This is a genomic window from Curtobacterium sp. SGAir0471 (assembly GCF_005490985.1).
In the GTDB taxonomy this organism is placed as follows: domain Bacteria; phylum Actinomycetota; class Actinomycetes; order Actinomycetales; family Microbacteriaceae; genus Curtobacterium.
This window is the reverse complement of the sequence record NZ_CP027869.1, coordinates 2,959,401-2,980,189: the sequence shown is the minus strand read 5'-3', so window position 1 is coordinate 2,980,189 and position 20,789 is coordinate 2,959,401. Positions and strand designations below refer to the sequence as shown.

Here is a 20,789-nt window from a genome sequence, read left to right as displayed (position 1 = left end):
GGGTCATCAGGTAATACCGAGACGCTATGCAGTTGCATAGCCTGTACCTATGGCTCGCGTCGCGAACGACATCACCCTGCAGCAGCTGCGGTACTTCATCGAGGTCGCCTCCGAAGGGTCGATCAGCGCGGCGGCGGATCTGCTCTACGTCTCGCAGCCGACCATGTCGGCCGCGATGAAGGACCTGGAGGCACGCATCGGCCGGCCCCTCTTCACCCGCTCGGCGCGTGGGGTCGTGCTCACCGTCGACGGGGTCGAGTTCCTCGGGTACGCCCGGCAGGTCGTCGAACAGGTCTCGCTGTTGGAGCAGCGGTACGTCGGACGGCAGGCGTCGCGTCGGCTGCTCGGGGTGTCCGCGCAGCACTACTCGTTCGCGGTCGAGGCCTTCGTCCGGATGGTCGAGGGCGCCGACGCCGACCAGTACGAGTTCTCACTCCGCGAGACCCGCACGTGGGACATCATCGAGGACGTCCGGACGCTGCGGAGCGAGCTCGGGATCCTGTACCGCAACGACTTCAACCGACAGGTCCTCGGCAAGCTGATGCGGGACGCCGGAGTGGTGTTCACGCCGCTGTTCGTCGCGCAGCCGCACGTCTTCGTCGCCCGGCGGAACCCGCTGGCCTCCCAGGATCGGGCGACGCTCGACGACCTCGCCGAGCTGCCGCGGCTGACGTTCGACCAGGGCGCGAACAACTCCTTCTACCTGGCCGAGGAGATCCTGTCGACGATGTCGAGCAAGCGGGAGATCCGGGTGTCGGACCGGGCGACGATCTTCAACCTGATGATCGGTCTGGGCGGGTACACGATCTCGACCGGGCTCATCAGCGACGACCTCGACCCGGAGATCGTCGCCATCCCGCTCGACGTCGACGAGCAGATCGAGATCGGGTGGATCGCGCATTCGTCGGTGCCCCTGACCGAGCAGGCGCAGACGTACCTGGAGGAGTTGCGGGCGGTCGTCGTCAGCTACGGGGTCGAGCCGCTGGGCTGAACCCGCGCGGCCGGCGTGGTCAGCGCGCCCCTCGGCTCGACCGTCGTCGCCGCCGCACTACGTGGCCGACCAACGCGATCGCGCCCAGCACCACCCCCGCGGCCCCGAGCAGCTGCCCGAGGACGAACGCCCCTGCGGCGCCGAAGTCGAAGTCGCCCGGCGTCGGCTCGAGCAGCTGGTGCGACCCCACGACGAGGAGCACGAAGCCACCAGCCAACAGAGCGGTGCTCACCACGTGGAGCGTGCGCATCGGATCGGTCTCCGTCCTCGGTTCGTCACCCGTCGGCCGAGCGTACCGCGGCCGGCCGTGCCCCCGAGCACGGAGGCAGAGCGCCTCTTGACTACGTAGTCACGATCGTGGTTGTCTTGCTCCCACACCCGCTCGACGGGTGCCGACCCGACGCAGCGAAGGAGCTGGCGCATGAGTGACACCGCCCCCGTGCGCCGCCTCCGCCCCGCGTCGATGACCGACGTCGCTGCCCTCGCCGGCGTCTCGCAGAAGACCGTCTCCCGCGTGGTCAACGGCGAACCCCACGTCACCGACGCCGTCCGCACCAGGGTCGAGGCCGCCATCGCCGAGCTCGGCTTCCGCCCGAACGCCGCCGCACGGTCACTGAAGTCCCAGCGCTCCCGCCGCGTCGGCCTCATCACGATCGGCACCGACCTCTACGGCCCGACGGCGATGCTGACCGGCGTCGAGCACGCCTGCCGCTCGAACGGCTACGCCCTGTCGATCGTGCGCACGGTGACGGCGTCCGCAGCCGAGCTCCAGCCCGCGGTCGACTCCCTCGTCGAGCAGGGCGTCGAGGCGATCGTGCTCTCCGAGCCGGTGGAGAACCAGATGGACCAGCTCCGGATGCCCCCGGGTGCCACGATCCTGACGCTCGGCCCGCCCGACGTCGCCGACCGCGAGAACACCCTGGCCGTCGGGCTCGACGAGAGCGGGGCCGCGTTCGCCGCGACGGACCACCTGCTGGCGCTCGGGCACGAGACCGTGTGGCACATCGCCGGCCCGGCGAACTGGACCTCGAGTGTCCGCCGGGAGCAGGGCTGGCGCGCCGCCCTGCGGGACGCCGGGGTCGCCGAGCACGCGCCCGTCGAGGGGGACTGGTCGCCGCAGAGCGGCCACGACGCGATGCGTGCGCTGCTCACCCGCCCGGACGTCACCGCGGTCTTCGTCGCGAACGACCAGATGGCGGTCGGCGCGATGCACGCCATCCAGCAGGCTGGTCTCTCGGTGCCGCAGGACGTCAGCATCGTCGGCTTCGACGACATGCCGATCGCCGCGTTCCTCCCGACGCCGCTGACCACCATCCGTCAGGACTTCGCCGAGTCGACCCGACTCGCGATGCACCGCCTCTTCCGCACCCTCGACGGCCACCCGCCCGCCGAGCGGCACCGGATGCTCCCGGGACAGCTGATCACGCGCGCCACCAGCGCGCCGCCGTCTCCGATGCGGCGTCACCTCCGCCCCACCGACTGACCCCGGACGGGAGGCGCGGCTCGCGTCCGTCCCGTGCGTGAGCGCTCACACGCGCTCGCCACCCACCCACCGGCCACCCGACGACGACGTCAGGAGTCAACACGTGACCCCAGTACCAACGCGACCTCCCGGAACGGCGGAGGCCGTGCCTCCCGGCCGTGGCGGCCACCGAGCACCCAGCCGACGCGACCTGCTCCGCTGGGGTGCAGCCGCCGGCGGTGCCTTCGCACTGAGCGGGCTGCTCGCCGCCTGCTCACCGCAGTCCACCGCCGCGGTCCGCTCGGGCCGGGCCGACCTGTCCTTCTGGACCCACGACCCCGGCTACGAGAAGTTCTTCACCCAGGCGCTCCCGGTCGCCGACCGGAGGTCCCGCTTTGACTACGCCCTCGACATCACCACCATCGCGGCGGCGGACATCCCGACGAAGCTCATCGCGCAGGCGGTCGCGGGGACGGGGACGCCGGACGTGGCCGGCCTCGAGATCGGCGCGTTCTGCCGCATGCTCCGCGGCGACATTGCGAAGGAGCTCCTGAGCGACCTGTCGTCCTCGGTCGCGTCGAAGCGGAACGACCTGATCAGCGCCCGTCTGACGCCGTTCTCGAAGGACGGGCGGCTGTACGCACTCGACTCGGACACCCCGCTGTGCGTCTACTACCACCGCGCCGACCGCTTCCGCGAGCTCGGGATCCCCGACGACCTTGCGACGTGGGAGGAGACGATGTCGGTCGGTGCGAAGCTGCACGAGAGCAAGGGCGTCTCGCTGCACGCGGTCGCCGTCACCGACCCCGGCGGCACGCTGCAGAGCTACCAGATCCTGCTGCTCCAGCGCGGCGGCGACCTGTACGACGAGTCCGGCGACATCGCGATCCAGACGCCCGAGGCCGAGCGCACCCTGCAGTTCCTGGTCGACGGCGTGCAGTCCGGAGCGATCGCCACGGTCGCCGACATGTACGGGCCGAGCCTGCAGTCCGGGCTCAAGGGCGGGACGATCCTGGCCGTCGACATGCCCTCCTGGTACGCGAGCTACGGCATCAAGCCGAACGTGCCCGAGCAAGCGGGGAAGTGGCGGGTCCGCAACCTGCCGCGGTTCGCCGGCGGCGGGAGCACGACGAGCGTCGGCGGCGGGACCGGCTTCGCGGTGCTCCGCGACAAGCCCCTCACGCAGGCCGGCATCGACCTCGTGCTCGCCGCCTACCTCGACCCCGACCAGCAGGTGAAGCGGTACGAGGACCTCGGGTACCTGCCGACGCTCCGCTCCGTGTACGACGACCCGAGGCTCGCGGCACTGAGCGACCCGTACTTCGGCGGGCAGCAGCTGTTCGGCGTCTACAAGTCGGTCGTCGACGAGGTGCCCTCGCAGCACCAGAGCGCGAACGCCGCGATCCTGCAGACCGTGCTGAGCGGCTACCTCATCAAGGCCTACAAGGGCCAGATCTCCCCGAAGCAGGCGCTCGACGCCGCTGCGGCCGACTTCCGCGGTCAGACCCGCGCCTGAGGAGGACGACCTTGTCCACATCCACCGCCACCGGTATCCCGGTGTCCGCCTCGCCCGCAGCAGCCGACCCACCGGGCAGGCGGCGCCGCCTCAACACGAACGGCGGCAGTGCCCCGTACCTGTTCATCGCGCCGTTCTACGTGCTGTACGCCCTGTTCATGATCGTGCCGGTCCTCGCTGCCGTGTACCTGTCGCTCACCGAGTGGGTGGGCCTCGGGACGCCGAACTGGATCGGGTTCCGGAACTACGCGAACCTGTTCCGGGACACGAGCTTCGGCACGGCTCTGGTGAACTCGCTGATCTACACGCTCGTCGCCGTGTTCGTCATCGTGCCCGTCTCGCTGCTCGTCGCGCAGGCGCTCAACGCCAAGGGGCTCCGAGCGCGTGACCTGTTCCGCGTGACGTTCTTCATCCCGATGGTGCTGTCGCCGATCGTCATCGCGCTCATCTACAGCCTGGTGTTCGACACGAACTACGGCCTGCTGAACGCCACGCTCAAGGCGCTGTTCGGGCTGCCCGACACCGATTGGCTGGGCGACCCCGTGCTCGCCAAGGTCGCTATCGGCTTCGTGCTCCTCTGGCGCACCGTCGGGTACCTGACGATCTTCTTCCTCGCCGCGCTGCAGAACGTCTCGCCGGAGCAGTACGAGGCTGCCTCGCTCGACGGGGCCGGCACCGTCCGGAAGTTCACGAACGTCACCCTGCCGGCGATCCGCCCGGTCACCGCGTTCGTCGTCGTGACGTCGTTCATCAGTGCCGCGCAGCTGTTCGACGAGCCCTACCTGCTCACGAAGGGCGGCCCGGGCGAAGCGACGCTCTCCGTCGCCATGTTCATCTACCGCGCCGCATTCGAGCGGCAGCAGTTCGGCTACGCGGCCGCGGCCGGCGTCGTCCTGTTCGTCGTCGTCTTCGGCGTCAGCCAGATCCTCAACCGCGCACTCGCCATCGGGAGGGACGCATGAACGCCACCGTCACCGAGGCCGTGACCACCAGGGGCAGCGCACGACGCCCCCGGTCCGGCCCGCCGCGCACGCCCGGGTGGATCGCCCGCCGCGGCCTGCTCTACGCCACGCTCGTCGTGCTGCTGCTCGTGTTCGTGTTCCCGCTGCTCTGGGCGCTGTCCGGCTCGTTCAAGCGCCGCGGCGACATCTTCTCGACACCGCCCACGCTCATCCCGAGCCCGGCGACCGGCGAGAACTACGTCAACCTGCTCACCACACAGCCGTTCTGGGCCTGGTTCGGCATCAGCGTCGGTACCGCCGTGATCGCCACCGTCGTGTCGGTCTTCGTGTGCGCGATGGCCGGGTACGGGTTCGCGAAGTTCCGGTTCCGCGGCAAGCGGGTCCTGTTCGCGGTGATGTTCTCGTCGCTGTCGGTCCCGTTCGCGGTCATCCTCGTGCCGCTCTTCATCCTCGTGGTGAAGTCGGGGCTCGCGAACCCCTGGTTCTCGCTGATCGTGCCGTGGGTCGCGCCGGCGTTCGGGATCTTCATGATGCAGCAGTTCATCACCCAGTCGATCCCCGACGAGATCATCGAGGCCGCCCGCATCGACGGCAACTCGGAGTTCGGGACCTTCCGCCGCGTGGTGCTCCCGCTGCTCCGGCCGTCGCTCGGGGCGCTCGCAGTCTGGAGCTTCCTGCAGAGCTACAACTCGTTCCTCTGGCCGCTCGTGCTCGTCTCGAACTCCGACCAGTACACGCTGCCGCTCGGGCTGAACGCGATCTTCGCATCCGAGAACCGGTCGTACGACCTCGTGCTCGCCGGTGCCGTGCTGGCGAGCGTGCCGACCATCCTCGTGTTCCTGCTCCTCCGGAAGCAGCTGCTCGACGGCCTGACCGCGGGGGCGGTCAAGGGATGAGCGGCTCCGAGCCCGGACGGATCGATCACGGCACCGCCACCGACCGCACGACCACCACGAACGGAGCACCTCGCACCATGCAGCACGACCGCGTCCTCTTCGGCGCCGCGTACTACCAGGAGTACCAGCCCACCCCTCGGCTCGACGAGGACATGCGCCTCATGCAGGAGGCCGGCTTCACGGTGATCCGGGTGGGCGAGTCCGTCTGGAGCACCTGGGAGCCGGAGAACGGCCGGTTCGAGCTCGAGTGGCTCGCGCCCGTGCTCGACGCGGCCCACGAACACGGCATCGGCGTGATCCTCGGCACGCCGACCTACGCGCTGCCGATGTGGCTCGCCCGCATCGTGCCCGAGGTGAACGTGCGACGCCGGACCGCGGGGGAGCCGATGGGTTGGGGCGCTCGCCAGGAGATCGACCACGCCCACCCCGCCTTCCTGTTCCACGCCGAGCGGGTCATCCGGAAGATCGCCGCCCGGTACGCCGAGCACCCGGCCGTCATCGGGTACCAGGTCGACAACGAGCCCGGCAACGAGCTCATCGCCAACCCCGAGGTGTTCCAGCGCTTCGTCGACCACCTCCGCCACACCTACGGCAGCGTCGAGCGGATCAACGAGGAGTGGGGGCTGACCTACTGGTCCCACCGCCTGTCGACCTGGGCGGACCTCTGGACGCCGGACGGCAACGTGCAACCGCAGTACGACCTGGCCTGGCGTCGGTTCCAGGCCTCGCTCACCACCGACTTCATCGCGTGGCAGGCGGAGATCGTGCGCGAGTACGCCCGTGAGGACCAGTTCGTCACCACCTGTATCTCGTACGAGCGACCGACCGTCGAGGACGACGCTCTCACCCGGGCACTCGACGTCACGGCGGGCAACCCGTACTACCGGATGCAGGACGCCCTCGAGCTGCCGAACACCGACGAGGCGCCGCAGTACTGGACGTCCTCCGGCGCGTGGTCGGTCGTCGCGACCGGTGACCGGATGTACGGGTCGAAGCAGGCCCCCTTCCTGGTGACCGAGACGAACGCGCAGGCGATCGGCTTCTCGTGGATGAACGAACCCGCCTACGAGGGCCAGTGGCGGCAGGCGGCCTGGGCGCTGGTCTCACGCGGCGCATCGATGATCGAGTACTGGCACTGGCACACGCTGCACTTCGGCGTCGAGACCTACTGGGGCGGGATCCTGCCGCACTCGCAGCAGCCGGGGCGCACCTACGAGGAGATCGCCCGCATCGGCGCCGAGTTCCGGCACGCTGGAGACCGGGTCGCCGGGCTCCGGCCGCACGCCGACGTCGCCCTGCTGTTCTCGAACGAGTCCAAGTGGGCGCTGAACGAGCACCCCGCGCTCGGCGACGGTGCGGAGCCCGACCGCCGCTCGTGGCAGACCGTGTACGACGCGTTCGCCCGCGGCGTGTTCGAGGCCGGTCTGCAGGCGAACACCGTGCACCCGTCGCAGGTGTTCCACCGCGATCCCGCCACGGTCGCCGCGGAGCGCCCGGTGCTCGTGGCAGCGGCGTTCACCATCGCGACGGACGCCCAGCTGCGGTGGCTCGCGGACTACGCCGAGGCCGGCGGACACCTCGTCGTCGGCATCCGCACCGGGTACGAGGACGAGGAGGCCCGCGCCCGGCTCGAGCGCAAGCCGGCCTTCCTCGACATCGCCGCCGGGGTGCACTACGACGAGTTCAGCAACCTCGGCCGGCGTGTGCCGGTGTCCGCGGGTGCCGCCGCCGCTGACCACGGCTTCACGGTGCCGACCGGAGCGACGGCGACGCGCTGGGCGGACGGGCTGCTCGTCGACGACGCCGACGTGCTCGTCGGCTACGACCACCCGCACCACGGCCGGTTCGCCGCCGTGACCACCCGTGCGCACGGTGCCGGACGGGTGACCTACGTCGGGACGGTGCCGGACCCGACGCTCGCCGCCGCAGTCGTGACCTGGGCGGTCGAGCACGGGAACGGCACGACGGCCTGGCTGCCGCAGACGGAGACGCAGTCGGTCCAGACCGCCGACAACGCCCGGGGCGAGACCGTGCACGTCGTCCACAACTGGTCGTGGACACCCAGCACGTTCACGCTGCCGGTCGACGCGGACGACGTCCTCGACGGCACGGCGCTCACGGCGGGATCCCAGCTGTCGCTCGGGGCCTGGGACGTGCGGGTGGTGGCCGTCCGGTAGACGCGGCCACGGGACGGACGGGAGGCGCGGTGCCGGCTGGTGCCGCGCCTCCCGTCCGTCCCGTGGTCCTGACGTGCTCGTGGTCCCGGCTCGGCGGTCGCTGCCGCCGCGGCCGCTGTGGGCTCAGCGCGCGCGCAGCAGCCGCGGGATCTTCTCCCGGAACGGGAAGAACCCGCGCGATGCGTGCGGCCACGCCCTGCTCTCCCACGGACGTCGGACAGCCACCAGTGCGACGTCGTGCTCGGCGAGCACAGGCCGGAGTGCGTCGAGCCGCTCCTGCACGGGGCCGACCGGGGCGACCGGCACGAGGACGGTGTCGAGCCGCTCACCGAGCGCCCAGTCGACGACGGCTGCGCGATCGCCGCCGAGCAGCGTCGCGGCGCGACCGTCGGCGTCGACCGTCCGTGCGGCAGCGTCCGCCGCGGCTCCGGCGGTGAAGTCCTCGACGAGCGGGGACACCGCCCCGGGGGAGCGCGACTCCGCGTCGGCGCTCACCGCGGTCGCCACGAGCGCCGGGATCGTTCCACCGAGCGGCGCGAGCAGCGACACCGGCTCGAGGTCCTCCTCGTGCAGCAGCAGTCCTACGCGGGACCCGACCGCAGCGGCGACGTCGTCGGCGGGGGCGACGGGGGTCGCAGGCGGGAACGGCTCCTCGTCGAGTGCCCGCGCCGTCGTGGCGAGCCCCGTCGGCGCGAACCGCCCGTCCGTGTACCGCGCGATGTTCTCGGTCGTCGCCAGGTAGGTCTTGCCCCGAGTCTGCAGCCCGGCGACCCACCGCCAGGACAGGGTGTTCGACGCCGCGTCCCCGTCGAGCAGGTGCCGGTGGAAGAAGTCCGCGCCGAGCTGCCACGGGAGGCCGAGCGTGAACACCCAGATGCTCGCGAACCACATCCGCACGTGGTTGTGCAGGTACCCGGTCTCGACCAGCTCCCGGGCCCAGGCGTCCATCGCCTCGATGCCGCTCCGGCCGGAGACCGCGTCGGTGTACCCGGCGGGCAGGTCGCCGGCGAACATCTCGCGCACCTCGTGTCGGTACCGCCGCCACACCTCGGGCTGCTGCTCGAGCCACCCCTTCCAGTAGGTCCGCCAGAACACCTCCTGCACGAACTTCTCGGCGGCGTGCAGGCTGTGGCGCTGGAGGACGGCGTCGACGACCTCCTGCTCGGTCACCAGCCGGTGCCGGATGTACGGGGACAGGCCGGAGACGTTCGTCCGCGACGGTCCCTGGTCGTGGTTGCGGTCGCGCCGGTAGTCCGCGCCGGCGTGCGGCACGAACTCGTGGAGGGCGTCGAGGCCGGCGTCGCGCGTGGAGATGAACACCGCGCCATCCTGCGCCTGGTCGCCCCGAGCGAGCCGGGAGCCCCTCCCGACCGTCGCCTGCACTCCGGTGGCCGCATCCCGGCGACCGTGTGCTGGCGACGGTTCGTAGGCGACCCTGTGCAGGCGCCCGTCTGCCAAAGGCCGCGTCTCGGCGCCGTGATGACGATCCTGGTGCGCTGATGCCGAGGAACGCGTACCGGGATCGACACGGACGCGATCTCCGGACGAGTGGTCTCCTAGGCTGACCACGTGACCGAGCGCCCGTCCTCCGAGACCCTCCGAACCGTCGCCGCTGCGTGGGAGGCCCTGTGACGCCCGCGCTCCCGGGGGCACGGGACAGCCACGAGTTCGGTGCTGGTGTCCTGCTCGAGTTCGAGCGCCTTCCTGGTCTGCACCGGCACGCGGAGCTGGCTGTGGAGTACGCGGAGCACGTCTTCCGAGCGCTGCACCTCCTGCGCGCCCTGAGCGCGAGCACCCCGTCCGAGCGGGTGTTCGTCGCGACGATGTCGTGGTCGGAGGGGCCGACTCCGGCGCCGCGCGACCCGTGGGTCGAGCGGTACCTCCCGGCGACGCTGTGGCACTCGGAGCCCGACGACACCTGGGCCGGACCGGATGAGGAACCCCACTTCCAGCACACGTTCGTGACCGAGCTGTCGGTCGACGATCCGGCCCTGGCTGCCGTCATCCCGTTGTCCGTGGACGACCGGGCGTCCTTCACGGTCTTCCCCGAGAGCGCGTCCTGGGTCTACACGGCGGACGAGGACGGCGCGCACGTGCGGACGACGCCCGACCGGGCGCCGGCACTCGTGGCCGCGTTCCCCGAGTGGGTCGGGCGAGCAACGAACTTCCGGCCGACGGCGGTCGACGACGAGCCCGAGTGGCAGATCGAGTTCACGCACCTGCGACAGCAGGACGCGGCGCGGGTGCTCGACGCCATCGAGGTGCAGGGGCTCCTGCCGCACCCCGCGTTCGGACGTCTCGTGGACCCGCGCGACACGCACTGGGTGGCGGTCGACCGTGGCGATGCGCAGGCGCTCCGGATCCTCCGGACCGGTCGGGCAGCGGAGGTCGTCGACTCCTGCACCGGCGAGCGGTGTCGCATGACCGTCGCGGACGTCCGACGGCGGTTCACCGAGAACGGGGATCCGCTCGGCGGGCTCGACGAGTTCATCGACGAGATCGCCTACCGGCATCCGTCCGAAGCACAGGACGGACGCCTCGAGCGTCGCTTCTGGGACCCGTCGAAGCGCTACGACGACATCGACGGGGACTGATCGACGTCCGGGCTCAGAGCCCGACGCTGCCCTGCGAGATCCCGCCGTCGATCGTGACGGTGGTGCTCGTCATGTAGGCGGCCTTGCCCGACGCCAGGAACACGACGACCTCGGCGATCTCGTGCGGCTTCGCCGGGCGGCCGAGCGGGATCGCGTCGTCGAGCTGTCGCAGCTTGTCGGGGTCCGAGGTCGTCGCCGTGTTGATCGGGGTGTCGACCGCGCCGGGAGCGATGTTCACGATCCGGACCCCGTGCGGCCCGAGCTCCACGCCGCCGCTCCGGGCGAGCATCCGCATCCCGCCCTTCGAGACGCAGTAGGCCAGGTTGCCGGGCATCGGCCAGTCCTCGTGCACGCTCGAGATGTTGAGCACCAGGCCGCCGTTCCCCTGCGCGATGAACTGCTTCGCTGCCGCCTGGGTACCGAAGAACGCGCTCTTCACGTTCACGGCCATGACCTCGTCGTAGCCGTCCTCGGTCTCCTCGAGCAGCGACTTGCGGTCCTCGATCCCGGCGTTGTTGACGAGGACGTCGAGCGAGCCGAACGCGTCGACGGCCTTCTGCACCATCGCGTGCAGGTCGGACGCGCTGGTGATGTCGGCGTCGACCCCGACCGCGTGCCCGCCGGCCTCCTCGATGCGGTGGATCAGCCGGTCCGTCGCCTTGGGGTGCGCGACGTAGTCGATGACGATGTTCGCGCCCTCGGCGGCCGCGGCGAGGCAGATCTGCTCACCGATCCCGCTGTTCCCGCCGGTGACGACGATGGTCTTGCCCTCGAGCAGCATGGTTCCTCCTGTGGGTCCGGTGCTGCCCACGGTGCTCCGATGTCGCTCCGGTGGTCCGGCGGATCGACTGAGGCCTCGTGCAGGTGTCCGGAGTGCTGTCAGGAGGGGACGCTGCTCCCGTGCAGGGGCGCGGGGTCGGGTGCCTGGTCCGCCTGCACCGCGAACTGGGTCCGGTGCAGCTCCTCGTAGCGACCGCCGGCCGTGAGGAGCTCCTCGTGCGTGCCGCGCTCGACGACCGAGCCGTCCTCGACCACCAGGATGAGGTCCGCGCTCCGGATGGTCGAGAGCCGGTGCGCGATCACCATCGCCGTCCGCCCGTCGAGCGCCTCGCTCAGCGCGGCCTGCACGGCGGCCTCGGACGTCGAGTCGAGCGCCGCGGTCGCCTCGTCGAGGATCACGACCCGGGGCTGCGCGAGCAGGAGCCGCGCGATCGTCATGCGCTGGCGCTCGCCGCCGGACAGCCGGTAGCCGCGCTCACCGACCATGGTGTCGAGCTGGTCGGGCAGCGACCGGATGAGCGGCTCGAGGCGAGCACGGCGCACGGCGTCCCAGACCTCGTCGTCGGTGGCCTCGGGCCGTGCCAGGCGCAGGTTGGCGCCGATCGTCTCGTGGAACAGGTGCCCGTCCTGGGTGACCATGCCCATCGTGTGCCGGAGCGACTCGAAGGTGACGTCGCGGACGTCCGTGCCCGCGAGACGGACCGCACCGCTGTCGACGTCGTACAGGCGGGAGAGCAGCTGCGCGATCGTGGACTTGCCGGCGCCGGAGGACCCGACCAGGGCCACGGTCTGCCCGGGCTCGATCCGGAACGAGACACCGTGCAGCACCTCGTCGCCACCGCGGGTGTCGAGCGTGGAGACCTCTTCCAACGAGGCCAGCGAGACCTTGTCGGCGGACGGGTACGCGAACCGGACGTCGTCGAACTCGACCGCGACGGGGCCGTCGGGCAGGGTGACCGCGTCCGGCTTCTCCTGGATGAGCGGTCGCAGGTCGAGCACCTCGAAGACGCGCTCGAAGCTCACGACGGCGCTCATGATCTCCACCCGGGCGTTCGCCAGGCTGGTGAGCGGCGCGTAGAGGCGGGTGAGCAGGAGCGCGAGGGTCACGACGTCACCGGTGTTCAGCTGCCCGCCGAGGGCGAGCGTGCCGCCGAGGCCGTAGACGAGTGCGAGGGCGAGCGCCGAGACGAGCATGAGCGCGGTGACGAAGACGAACTGCAGCATCGCCGTGCGGACGCCGATGTCACGCACGCGGGCGGCGCGGATCCGGAACTCCTCGGCCTCGTCGTCGGGGCGGCCGAACAGCTTGACGAGCGTGGCGCCCGGCGCGGAGAACCGCTCGGTCATCTGCGTGCTCATCGCGGAGTTGTGGTCGGCGGCCTCGCGGCGGAGGGCGGCGAGACGGCTGCCCATCCGGCGCGCGGGGACGAGGAAGACCGGCAGCATGACGACGGCGATGACCGTCACCAGCCACGAGGTGCTGAGCATGACGACCAGCGTCAGCACGAGCGCGACGATGTTCGTGACGACGCCCGAGAGCGTGCCGCTGAAGGCCTGCTGCGCGCCGATCACGTCGTTGTTGAGCCGGCTGACCAGGGCGCCGGTGCGGGTCCGCGTGAAGAACGCGATCGGCATCTTCTGCACGTGGTTGAACACCGCTGTCCGGAGGTCGAGGATCACGCCCTCGCCGATGCGCGCCGAGTACCAGCGGGTCAGCAGCGACGACGCGGCGTCGGCGACGGCCACGAGCGCGATGACCACGGCGAGCCAGACGATCGTCGACACGGCGCCACGGGCGGCGATGACGTCGACGACCTGGCCGGCGAGCACCGGGGTCGCGACGGCGAGGAACGCCCCGACGACCGACAGCGCGATGAACACCACGAGCTGCGCCCGGTACGGCACCGCGAAGGTCATGATCCGACGGAGGGACTCGCGCGAGAAGCCCCGCCCGGCGTCCTTCGCTGACGAGATCTTGTACAGCGAGCTCCAGGCCGCGCCCTCCATGCTCATGCGGCCAGGATACGTCGGGACCACCGACGCCCCGCGCCCCGGTCTGCCACCATCGGGTCATGCCCTCCGACGACCGTCCCCTCGCGCGCCTCGGCTTCCTGACCATCGGCTCGTTCGACCCCGCGCGTCCCGCCGTCGGCCACGAGGAGACGCTCCGCGTGATCGAGCGCGCCGAGACCCTCGGCTTCGACAGCGCCTGGCTCCGGCACCGCCACCTGCAGCACGGCATCTCGTCACCCGTGGCGATCCTGGCCGCCGCCTCGCAGCGCACGTCGCGGATCGCCCTCGGCACCGCGGTCACCCCGATCGGTGCCGAGAACCCGTTCCGCCTCGCCGAGGACCTCGGCACCGTCGACGTGCTGCTCGGCGGCCGGCTGCAGCCCGGGTTCTCGGTCGGGACGCCCATGCACTACGACCTGTACCGCGACGCGATCCACCCGGACACCGCCGAGCACGAGGACCTCGGCAACGACCGGCTGCTGCGCTTCCGCGACCTCGTGCGCGGCGACGCCGTGACCGCGGTCGCCGAACACCGGGGGATCGAGGAGTTCGCCACGACCGTGCAGCCGCAGAGCCCCGGGCTCGCCGACCGGCTCTGGTACGGGACCGGCAGCACGAGGTCCGCGGTCTGGGCGGCCGAGAACGGCTTCCACCTGCTCACCTCGAGCGTGACCCGGAGCGAGGTCGGCGCGGACTTCGCCACGAACCAGCGCGCCCAGGTCGAGGCCTACCTCGACGCGCACCCGGACCCCGCTGCGGCGCGGGTGTCGCAGGGCCTCGTCGTCATCCCGACCGACTCGGCAACGTCGGAGCAGGTCGCGCGCTACCGGGCCTACGCCGAGGCCAGGGCCGGCCGGGTCGGGGTGCCGCAGGGGCCCGGGAAGCTGCTGTTCGCCGCCGACCTCGTCGGGAGCTCGGCCGAGATCGCCGACCGACTCCGCGCGGACGCCGGGTACCAGGTGGCGACGGAGGTGGCCTTCGCGCTGCCGTTCTCGTTCGCGCCCGACGACTACGCCCAGATCATCGAGGACATGGCCGCGCGGCTGGGTCCCGAGCTCGGCTGGACGCCGGCCGCCGGCGACCGCTGACCGCCAGCGCCGGCGACCGCGGACCGCCAGCGCCGGCGACCGCGGACCGCCAGCGCCGGCGACCGCTGACCGCCAGTGCCGTCGACCACCAGGGCCCGGCCAGTCCCGGCTGGCAGGTTGGACGGGTGCACACCACCATCGACTCCGCGACCGAGGTCGTCTCCGGCATCCGCTTCCCCGAGGGCAACCGCTGGCACGACGGCCGGCTCTGGTACTCCGACATGCACACGGGCGAGGTGTTCTCGGTCGACCCCGGTGCTCCGGACGCGGAGCCGCACCTCGAGACGACCATCGACGGGCAGTCGTCGGGCCTCGGGTGGCTCGCCGACGGCCGGCTGATCGTCAGTGCCATGAACGCGCGGACGATCCAGGTCGTCCGTCCCGACGGGTCGAACGAGCCCTTCGCCGACCTGTCGTCGATCGAGCCCTCGCTCCTCAACGACCTGGTCGTCGACGCGGCGACCGGTCGGACGTACGTCGGCGCGTTCGGCTACGACCTGTACGGCGGCGAGGAACTCGGCCCCGGCCCGCTCTACGTCGTCGAGCAGGACGGAACGGCCCGGCTCGCCGCCGACGGCCTGGTGTTCCCGAACAGCGCGAACGTGCTCCCCGGCACCCGGACCCTGGTGGTCAGCGAGACGTGGGGCGGCCGCCTGACGGCGTTCGACATCGAACCGGACGGCTCGCTCACGCGCCGCCGCGAGTGGGCAGCGCTGCCCGACGGTGTCACGCCGGACGGCAGCACGGTCGACGCCGAGGGCGCGATCTGGGTCTGCTCGGTGGACACGGGGGAGTTCCTCCGGATCGTCGAGGGCGGCGCGGTCACGGACCGCGTCGACGCCCCCGGCCTGTGCGCGATCGACTGCGCGCTCGGCGGCGAGGACGGCCGCACCCTCTACCTGGCCACCGCCGACAGCTACGACCCGGCCACCACGGCGCGCACGCGCGCCGGCCGGATCAGCGCGGTCCGCGTCACCGTCCCCGGGCCGTGACCACACGCCCGGCCTGAGCCGCCGACGGACGGGAGGCGCGGCGCGGGCCGGCACCGAGCCTCCCGTCCGATGGCACCCGCCTGACCGCCGCCACCCGCCTGACCGCCGCCACCCGCTCGATCAGGGCGTGGTGAGTCGTGCGCGCAACCGCGCGCGCAGGTCGTCGTCCGCACCGACCGCGGTGAACGCCGCGTCCACGTCGGCGGCGACGTCCTCGACGATCTTCACCACCGTGGCGAGCCAGTCGGTCACCCGCTCGGCGTCCCACGACGCCTGCCGGTCGCCCGGCGCGTGTGTCCCGGTGCCCGCCATCGCCCGGACGGAGACCGCGTAGTCCTCAGCGACCACCGTCGGTGACACCCCGGCGTCCGCGAGCAGCAGCGTGCTGACCATGCCCGTGCGGTCGCGTCCCGCGCTGCAGTGCACGAGCACGCCGGCCGGCGCGTCCGCGATCGCACGCAGGGCGCCGAGCACGAGGTCGGGCAGGATCCGCCAGTTGTGCCGCCAGTACTCGGGGGAGTCGAGGATCGGGAAGCAGACCTCGCGGAAGTCCGGGTCGTCCTGGTCCTCGGTCGGGGCCGAGACGACGGTGATCCCGGCCAGGGCGTCCGGAGCGACGAGCGGATCGCCGTCGCGCCGGCCCACCTCGTCGGCGCACCGCAGGTCGACGACGGAGCGGAGACCCCAGGCGCAGGCATCCTGCCATCCGCGATCGGTCAGCATTTCGCGGCGCGGACCGCGGGCCACCCGGCCGAACTGCGTCGCGCCCGTCGGCGACAGCGGCGTCGGGAGCCCACCGAGGTCGCGCACGTTCCGGTAGCCGTCCCAGTCGAGTTCGCGCACCCTGTCACCGTACGACGCGTCTGTCCGTTCGACGCGTCCCCCCGGACGGGGGGAAACCGAGAGCGGGCTGCATGTCTACCGTGAAGCGCAACCGCGCGTGACACCCGTCACCGCATCGACCGGAACCACGACCCGGTCCTCGCACACAAGGAGAGACCACATGTCCAGCGCAGCATCACCCCGTACCGGTTTCGCTTCGACCCTCGTCCAGAAGGGCGCACTGCTCTTCGGGATCGTCTTCCTCATCGTCGGCATCGCCGGCTTCATCCCCGGCCTGACCATGGACATGGGCACGCTGTCCTTCGCGGGCAACAGCTCGATGGCCATGCTCCTCGGCCTGTTCCAGGTGTCGGTGCTCCACAACATCGTGCACCTGCTGTTCGGCATCGTCGGCCTGCTCGCCGCCCGTTCGGCCGCGGGTTCGCGCTCGTACCTGCTCGTCGGCGGCATCATCTACGCCGTGCTGTTCGTGTTCGGCCTCTTCGTCGCGAACATGGCGGGCGCGGCGAACTTCGTCCCGCTGAACAGCGCCGACAACGTGCTGCACGCGCTGCTCGCCGTCGCGATGATCCTGCTCGGTGTGCTCCTGCCCCGCGCCGGTCGCACCGCGCGCTGACCCACCCCGTCCAGCGCTGACGGGAGCGCGTCGGTCCTCGGACCGGCGCGCTCCTGTCGTGTGCCAGGCGTCAGTCCAGCGACCGGCGCCGGCGGTGCCGCAGCGTCAGCAGGACACCGGTCGTGAGCAGTGCCGCCGCCAGCAGGCCGAGCGGCACGACGTCCGCACCGGTCCAGGCGAGCGGTCCGCCGCGGCGGTCCGACGTCGCACCGGTGGTCGGAGCGCCGCCGGCTCCGTCGGCGACGGTCCCGCCGGCACCGGGCACGGTGCTCGGGGTGCCCGCGCCCGGATCGGCGACGGGGCCGGCACCACCGGGGGTGCCGTCGCCGGGCGTCGGTCCCGTCGTCGGCGGGACCGTCACGGCCACGCTGCTGAAGCGCACGACCGTGCGCTGGGTGACGGGGCGCTCGTCGACGGGCACGGAGAGCGTCCGCGTGTCAGCGTCGTACGACCAGCCCGAGGCCGGGACGGCCCGTTCGTCGACGGTGACCGAGCGCGGCAGGTCGGTGTCCGTGAACGTCGCCGTCCACGACCGGTCCCGGACCTGTCCCGTGAAGGACCCGTCTGCCGGGGCGATGTCGAGCGTCCCGCCGGTCGACTGCTGCGTGTACCGGACGGCGGTCGAAGCGCTGTCCGCCGCCGCAGCTGCGGACGCCCGGACGGTGGGGGCTGCGTCGGCCCCGGTGTCCTCGTACAGGTCGAAGGACCCGTCCGCACCCGACGCCACGGTCAGCGTGACCGCGTCGAGCGGCGCCGCGTCGTTCCGCACGTAGTGGGATCGCGTCGGCACGATGCCGCCGCTCCGGACGAACACCGGCATGGCGTCGAGACCCGTCGTCACGTCGGCGGAGGTGCCGCCGGCGTACGTCCGCCCGGTGAACCAGTCGGTCCAGGAGCTGCCGGCGGGGAACCACACGGAGCGGGTGGCGGTCCCGGAGGCGTCGTTCGCGGTCGTTACCGGGGCGACGAGCACGTCCGGCCCGTACAGGTACTCCGACCCGGCCTCGGCGTAGGACTCCTGCGCCTCCGGGTACTGCAGGTACAGGGGCTGCACGATCGGCTCGCCCGTCGCGGTGGCCCGGGCGGCGAGCGTGTACGTCAGCGGGAGCAGGTCCTCGCGGAGGTCCAGGAACTGCTTCGCCGACGCGTTCGCCGCCGCCGGGTACTGCCAGGGCAGCCGGTCGCTGTGGTTGCTGTGCAGGCGGTCGATCGGCTGGAACGTCCCGAGCTGCACCCATCGAGCGTAGAGGTCCTCGGGCAGCTGGGTCGTGCCCGGCTCCGCTCCCGCGATGCCGTACTGCGCGCCGTTGTGGCCGCCGATGTCGTGGCTGATCGCGGCCAGCCCTGTCGCCGCGGACTCACCGGGCGTGTACCCGACCTCGGCCAGCAGCATGTCCCACGACGAGGTCGTGTCCCCGGTGAAGTGCACCGTCGTGCGCTTGTCCGCCCACGGACCGGTCGGGACCGCCTGCGGGTTGCCGTAGCCGCCCGCGGTCAGCGAGCCGTACGCCCGCGAGAACGCGAAGCCGCGCCCGTCCAGGGCCTCGTCCACGTGCCGGGCGTACTGCTCGTTGATGAACGCGTCCGGGGTGACGCCGTTCGCCGAGTACCGCGAGCGTTCGCTGCAGCACCAGTCGAGCCACCACGTGTCGACGCCCTCGGGCTGCAGCGACTCGTGCAGCTCGAAGTACGCGCGCAACTGGTCGGGATCGGACCAGTCGAACAGGTACCGGTCCCCGTCGCCCTTGGTGAGCTTCCCCTTCGCGGTGGCCTGGGCCCGGGCGAACTCCGGGTCCTGGCTCGAGATCGTCGGGTGGATGTTGAGGGTGTTGTGGATGCCCTCGGCGTGCCAGTCGCTGAGCAACTGCGTCATGTCGGGGATTCTGGCCGGGTCGACCGACCAGCCGTCCCACTTGCTGTCGTCCTGGTTCGTGGTGCTGCCGGTCTTGTAGTCGGTGTCGATCGCCATGACGTCGACGGGCACCCGCTCGTCCGCGAACCGCTTCGCGATCGCCTCGTAGTCGGCCTGCGAGCGGTCGTAGTACTCCGAGTACCAGACGCCGTACGCCCACCGGGGGAGCAGCTTCGTCGGGCCGGTCAGGACCGCGAGCTCCCGGAGTGCGTGCCGGAAGTCGGTGCCGTAGCCGAAGACGTAGCCGTCCTGGTACGGCTCGCCGCCGTGGTCGCTCGCGGGGGCGACGTCGCCGGCCGCCTGGTCGTACCCGGCCGAGGCGCTGTCGTCGAGCAGCGACCAGCCGTCCTGGTAGAGCAGCCCGGGGTTCGTCTTCACCAGGCCATTCGCGGTGTCGAGGTCACGCCGGTAGCCGCCGAGTGGAGCGTGCGCGGCGAGCAGGGGCGCGTCGGCGGCGACCACCGCGACCGTGTCCAGGTTCACGTTGCAGTTGCCCGCCGTCGTCGGGCAGCCGAGCACGACGTCGTTCGTCCCCGCGGCGAGGTGCACCGGGATGCTGACGGTGGTCCAGGAGTCCCAGCTGCTCGTGGTCGGGAGGTCGGCTGTCGTGGCCGTGCGTCCGGTCGGCGCGACCGTCAGCGTCGGGATCTTCCGTGAACCGTTGGCGTAGCGCACCTGCAGGGCGTAGTCGCCGGCGGCCGGGACACCCGTGACGTGCGCGGTGGCGCGGGCGTCGGCGCGTTCGAACCCGGCGACGAACCCGGTTCCGGCGAAGCCGTTGTGGTCCGTGGCCACGGTGGCGGGAGCGTCGAGGGCCGCGTCCTCCGCCTGGCACACCACGCCGAAGGCGCAGTCCTCGCCGACGGCCGTGGCCGTGGGAGCGGGGTAGGCAGCACCGGTCGGCACCAGGGCGAGGCTGTCGACGTTCACCTGACCGGAGTCGTCCGCGGTCCGCTCGATGCGCACGGTGTGCTCGCCGGCACCGAGGTCGAGCGATGTCGCGGTCGTCGTGCGCCAGTCGTCCCAGTTCGCACCCGGGGCGAGGCTGATCGTCTGCGCCGCTCGGCCGTCGACCGTGACGGTGAGCGTCCGGGTCGTGACCCTGCCATCGCCGCCCTGGTTGTTCGCGTAGCGGAGCAGCAGGTCGACCGGCCCCGCCGTCGCCGTGGTGGTGCGGAAGGTCAGCGCGTTGCCGACGGACTCGAAGCCCGCTGCGAAGCCGGCGCCGGTGTAGTCGCCGTGGTCCGTGGCCAGCGACAGGCCGCTGAGCCCGAGCGACTCGGCCTCGCAGAGCGCGCCGACCGCGCACGACGGACTCGGGGTGGTCACCCAGGGTGTGCCGGTGACGTGCTGGCCGGTGGGCAGGGTGAGGCTCGTCTGCAGAGTGTCCTGCGTGAAGGGCCCGGAGCCCTCCCGGTAGCGGACCACCATCGATCCGGTGTCGATGGTCAGCCACCCGTCCTGCTCGGTCTTCGTGAACCGCGTGGGCGCGAAGTCGTCGCGACCGACGACGTTGAAGGTGCTGCCGTCGGTGAAGCGGGAGTCCCCGGCGTACTCGGTGCGGATCAGGGTGGGGGAGAGCACTTCGAACCGGGCCTGCCCGGAGACGACGGTGCGTGCGGCTGCGGGGTCCGCGGTGGCGGGCAGGGTCGCGATGCCGAGCATGCCCAGTGCGGTCGCGGCGACGACGGCCGAGGACAGCGCACGCCGCCGCCCTCGGGGTCGCAGGGAGAGTGGTCGCAAGTGTGTGCTCCTCGTGGACGTCGTCGTCCATCGGGCCGTGCTCCGGCCGGTACCAGCGGGACCGCCCGATCGACGCCCCCGTTCTACAACGCTGTAGACCATAGGGGTTCGTTGGCCCCCGAGGAAGGGTCATCATCGACGCGGCTCGTTCTGTGGCCTGCTCCGGTCGCGGTCCGCGACCGTACGCCGGACGAGAGGCTGGCG

The 20,789-nt window shown here is 71.7% G+C and carries 16 protein-coding genes; 10 read left to right on the top strand and 6 right to left on the bottom strand.

What is annotated here, in order from left to right; genetic code table 11:
• Positions 1 to 49 precede the first annotated feature (49 nt).
• Entirely contained in the window at positions 50 to 991 is a 942-nt protein-coding gene (locus C1N91_RS13815) for a LysR family transcriptional regulator (protein WP_137768192.1), read from the top strand.
• Between the two features lie 19 nt (positions 992 to 1,010).
• On the opposite strand, the gene C1N91_RS13810 is transcribed toward C1N91_RS13815, so the two are convergent.
• Entirely contained in the window at positions 1,011 to 1,223 is a 213-nt protein-coding gene (locus C1N91_RS13810; protein ID WP_137768191.1) for a hypothetical protein, read from the bottom strand.
• Between the two features lie 189 nt (positions 1,224 to 1,412).
• Here C1N91_RS13810 and C1N91_RS13805 point away from each other — a divergent pair, with 189 nt between their 5' ends.
• From C1N91_RS13805 to C1N91_RS13785, 5 genes are all read left to right on the top strand, one after another.
• Positions 1,413 to 2,474: a LacI family DNA-binding transcriptional regulator gene (locus C1N91_RS13805; protein WP_137768190.1), complete on the top strand. Its 1,062-nt coding sequence runs from the start codon at positions 1,413 to 1,415 to the stop codon at positions 2,472 to 2,474.
• Positions 2,475 to 2,619: 145 nt separating this feature from the next.
• The gene (locus tag C1N91_RS13800; RefSeq protein ID WP_137768189.1) at positions 2,620 to 3,969 is read left to right on the top strand and encodes an ABC transporter substrate-binding protein; all 1,350 of its coding nucleotides are present in this window, start codon (positions 2,620 to 2,622) and stop codon (positions 3,967 to 3,969) included.
• An 11-nt stretch (positions 3,970 to 3,980) separates the two neighbouring features.
• Entirely contained in the window at positions 3,981 to 4,931 is a 951-nt protein-coding gene (locus tag C1N91_RS13795) for a carbohydrate ABC transporter permease (protein ID WP_254678263.1), read from the top strand.
• Positions 4,928 to 5,827 carry a carbohydrate ABC transporter permease gene (locus C1N91_RS13790; RefSeq protein WP_137768188.1) on the top strand — a complete coding sequence of 300 codons (900 nt, stop codon included), beginning with the start codon at positions 4,928 to 4,930 and terminating at the stop codon, positions 5,825 to 5,827. The genes C1N91_RS13795 and C1N91_RS13790 overlap by 4 nt, the downstream gene beginning before the upstream one ends.
• 77 nt (positions 5,828 to 5,904) lie before the next feature.
• A complete protein-coding gene (locus C1N91_RS13785; RefSeq protein ID WP_137768187.1) occupies positions 5,905 to 8,004 on the top strand; it encodes a beta-galactosidase in 2,100 nt (699 codons plus the stop codon).
• A gap of 123 nt (positions 8,005 to 8,127) precedes the next feature.
• Here C1N91_RS13785 and C1N91_RS13780 read toward each other — a convergent pair whose 3' ends face one another.
• On the bottom strand, positions 8,128 to 9,324 hold the full coding sequence (locus tag C1N91_RS13780; protein WP_137768186.1) for an FAD-binding domain-containing protein: 1,197 nt from the start codon (positions 9,322 to 9,324) through the stop codon (positions 8,128 to 8,130).
• A 308-nt stretch (positions 9,325 to 9,632) separates the two neighbouring features.
• On the opposite strand from C1N91_RS13780, the gene C1N91_RS13775 reads away from it, so the two are divergent.
• Positions 9,633 to 10,598, top strand: coding sequence for a hypothetical protein (locus tag C1N91_RS13775; protein WP_137768185.1), 966 nt, complete (start codon positions 9,633 to 9,635; stop codon positions 10,596 to 10,598).
• Between the two features lie 13 nt (positions 10,599 to 10,611).
• Here C1N91_RS13775 and C1N91_RS13770 read toward each other — a convergent pair whose 3' ends face one another.
• Both C1N91_RS13770 and C1N91_RS13765 read right to left on the bottom strand, forming a co-directional pair.
• Entirely contained in the window at positions 10,612 to 11,379 is a 768-nt protein-coding gene (locus C1N91_RS13770; RefSeq protein ID WP_137768184.1) for an SDR family NAD(P)-dependent oxidoreductase, read from the bottom strand.
• A 98-nt stretch (positions 11,380 to 11,477) separates the two neighbouring features.
• A complete protein-coding gene (locus C1N91_RS13765; RefSeq protein ID WP_137768183.1) occupies positions 11,478 to 13,391 on the bottom strand; it encodes an ABC transporter ATP-binding protein in 1,914 nt (637 codons plus the stop codon).
• A gap of 59 nt (positions 13,392 to 13,450) precedes the next feature.
• On the opposite strand from C1N91_RS13765, the gene C1N91_RS13760 reads away from it, so the two are divergent.
• Positions 13,451 to 14,479, top strand: a complete 1,029-nt coding sequence (locus C1N91_RS13760; protein WP_137768182.1) for an LLM class flavin-dependent oxidoreductase — start codon at positions 13,451 to 13,453, stop codon at positions 14,477 to 14,479.
• Between the two features lie 125 nt (positions 14,480 to 14,604).
• Complete coding sequence (locus C1N91_RS13755; RefSeq protein ID WP_175416035.1) at positions 14,605 to 15,471, top strand: SMP-30/gluconolactonase/LRE family protein; 867 nt, start codon at positions 14,605 to 14,607, stop codon at positions 15,469 to 15,471.
• A 120-nt stretch (positions 15,472 to 15,591) separates the two neighbouring features.
• On the opposite strand, the gene C1N91_RS13750 is transcribed toward C1N91_RS13755, so the two are convergent.
• Positions 15,592 to 16,314, bottom strand: coding sequence for a tyrosine-protein phosphatase (locus C1N91_RS13750; RefSeq protein WP_137768181.1), 723 nt, complete (start codon positions 16,312 to 16,314; stop codon positions 15,592 to 15,594).
• 160 nt (positions 16,315 to 16,474) lie between these two features.
• Between C1N91_RS13750 and C1N91_RS13745 the strand changes: the two genes are divergently transcribed.
• Entirely contained in the window at positions 16,475 to 16,930 is a 456-nt protein-coding gene (locus C1N91_RS13745) for a DUF4383 domain-containing protein (protein WP_058727750.1), read from the top strand.
• Between the two features lie 70 nt (positions 16,931 to 17,000).
• On the opposite strand, the gene C1N91_RS13740 is transcribed toward C1N91_RS13745, so the two are convergent.
• The gene (locus C1N91_RS13740) at positions 17,001 to 20,585 is read right to left on the bottom strand and encodes a TIM-barrel domain-containing protein (RefSeq protein ID WP_217496437.1); all 3,585 of its coding nucleotides are present in this window, start codon (positions 20,583 to 20,585) and stop codon (positions 17,001 to 17,003) included.
• Between the last annotated feature and the right edge of the window lie 204 nt (positions 20,586 to 20,789).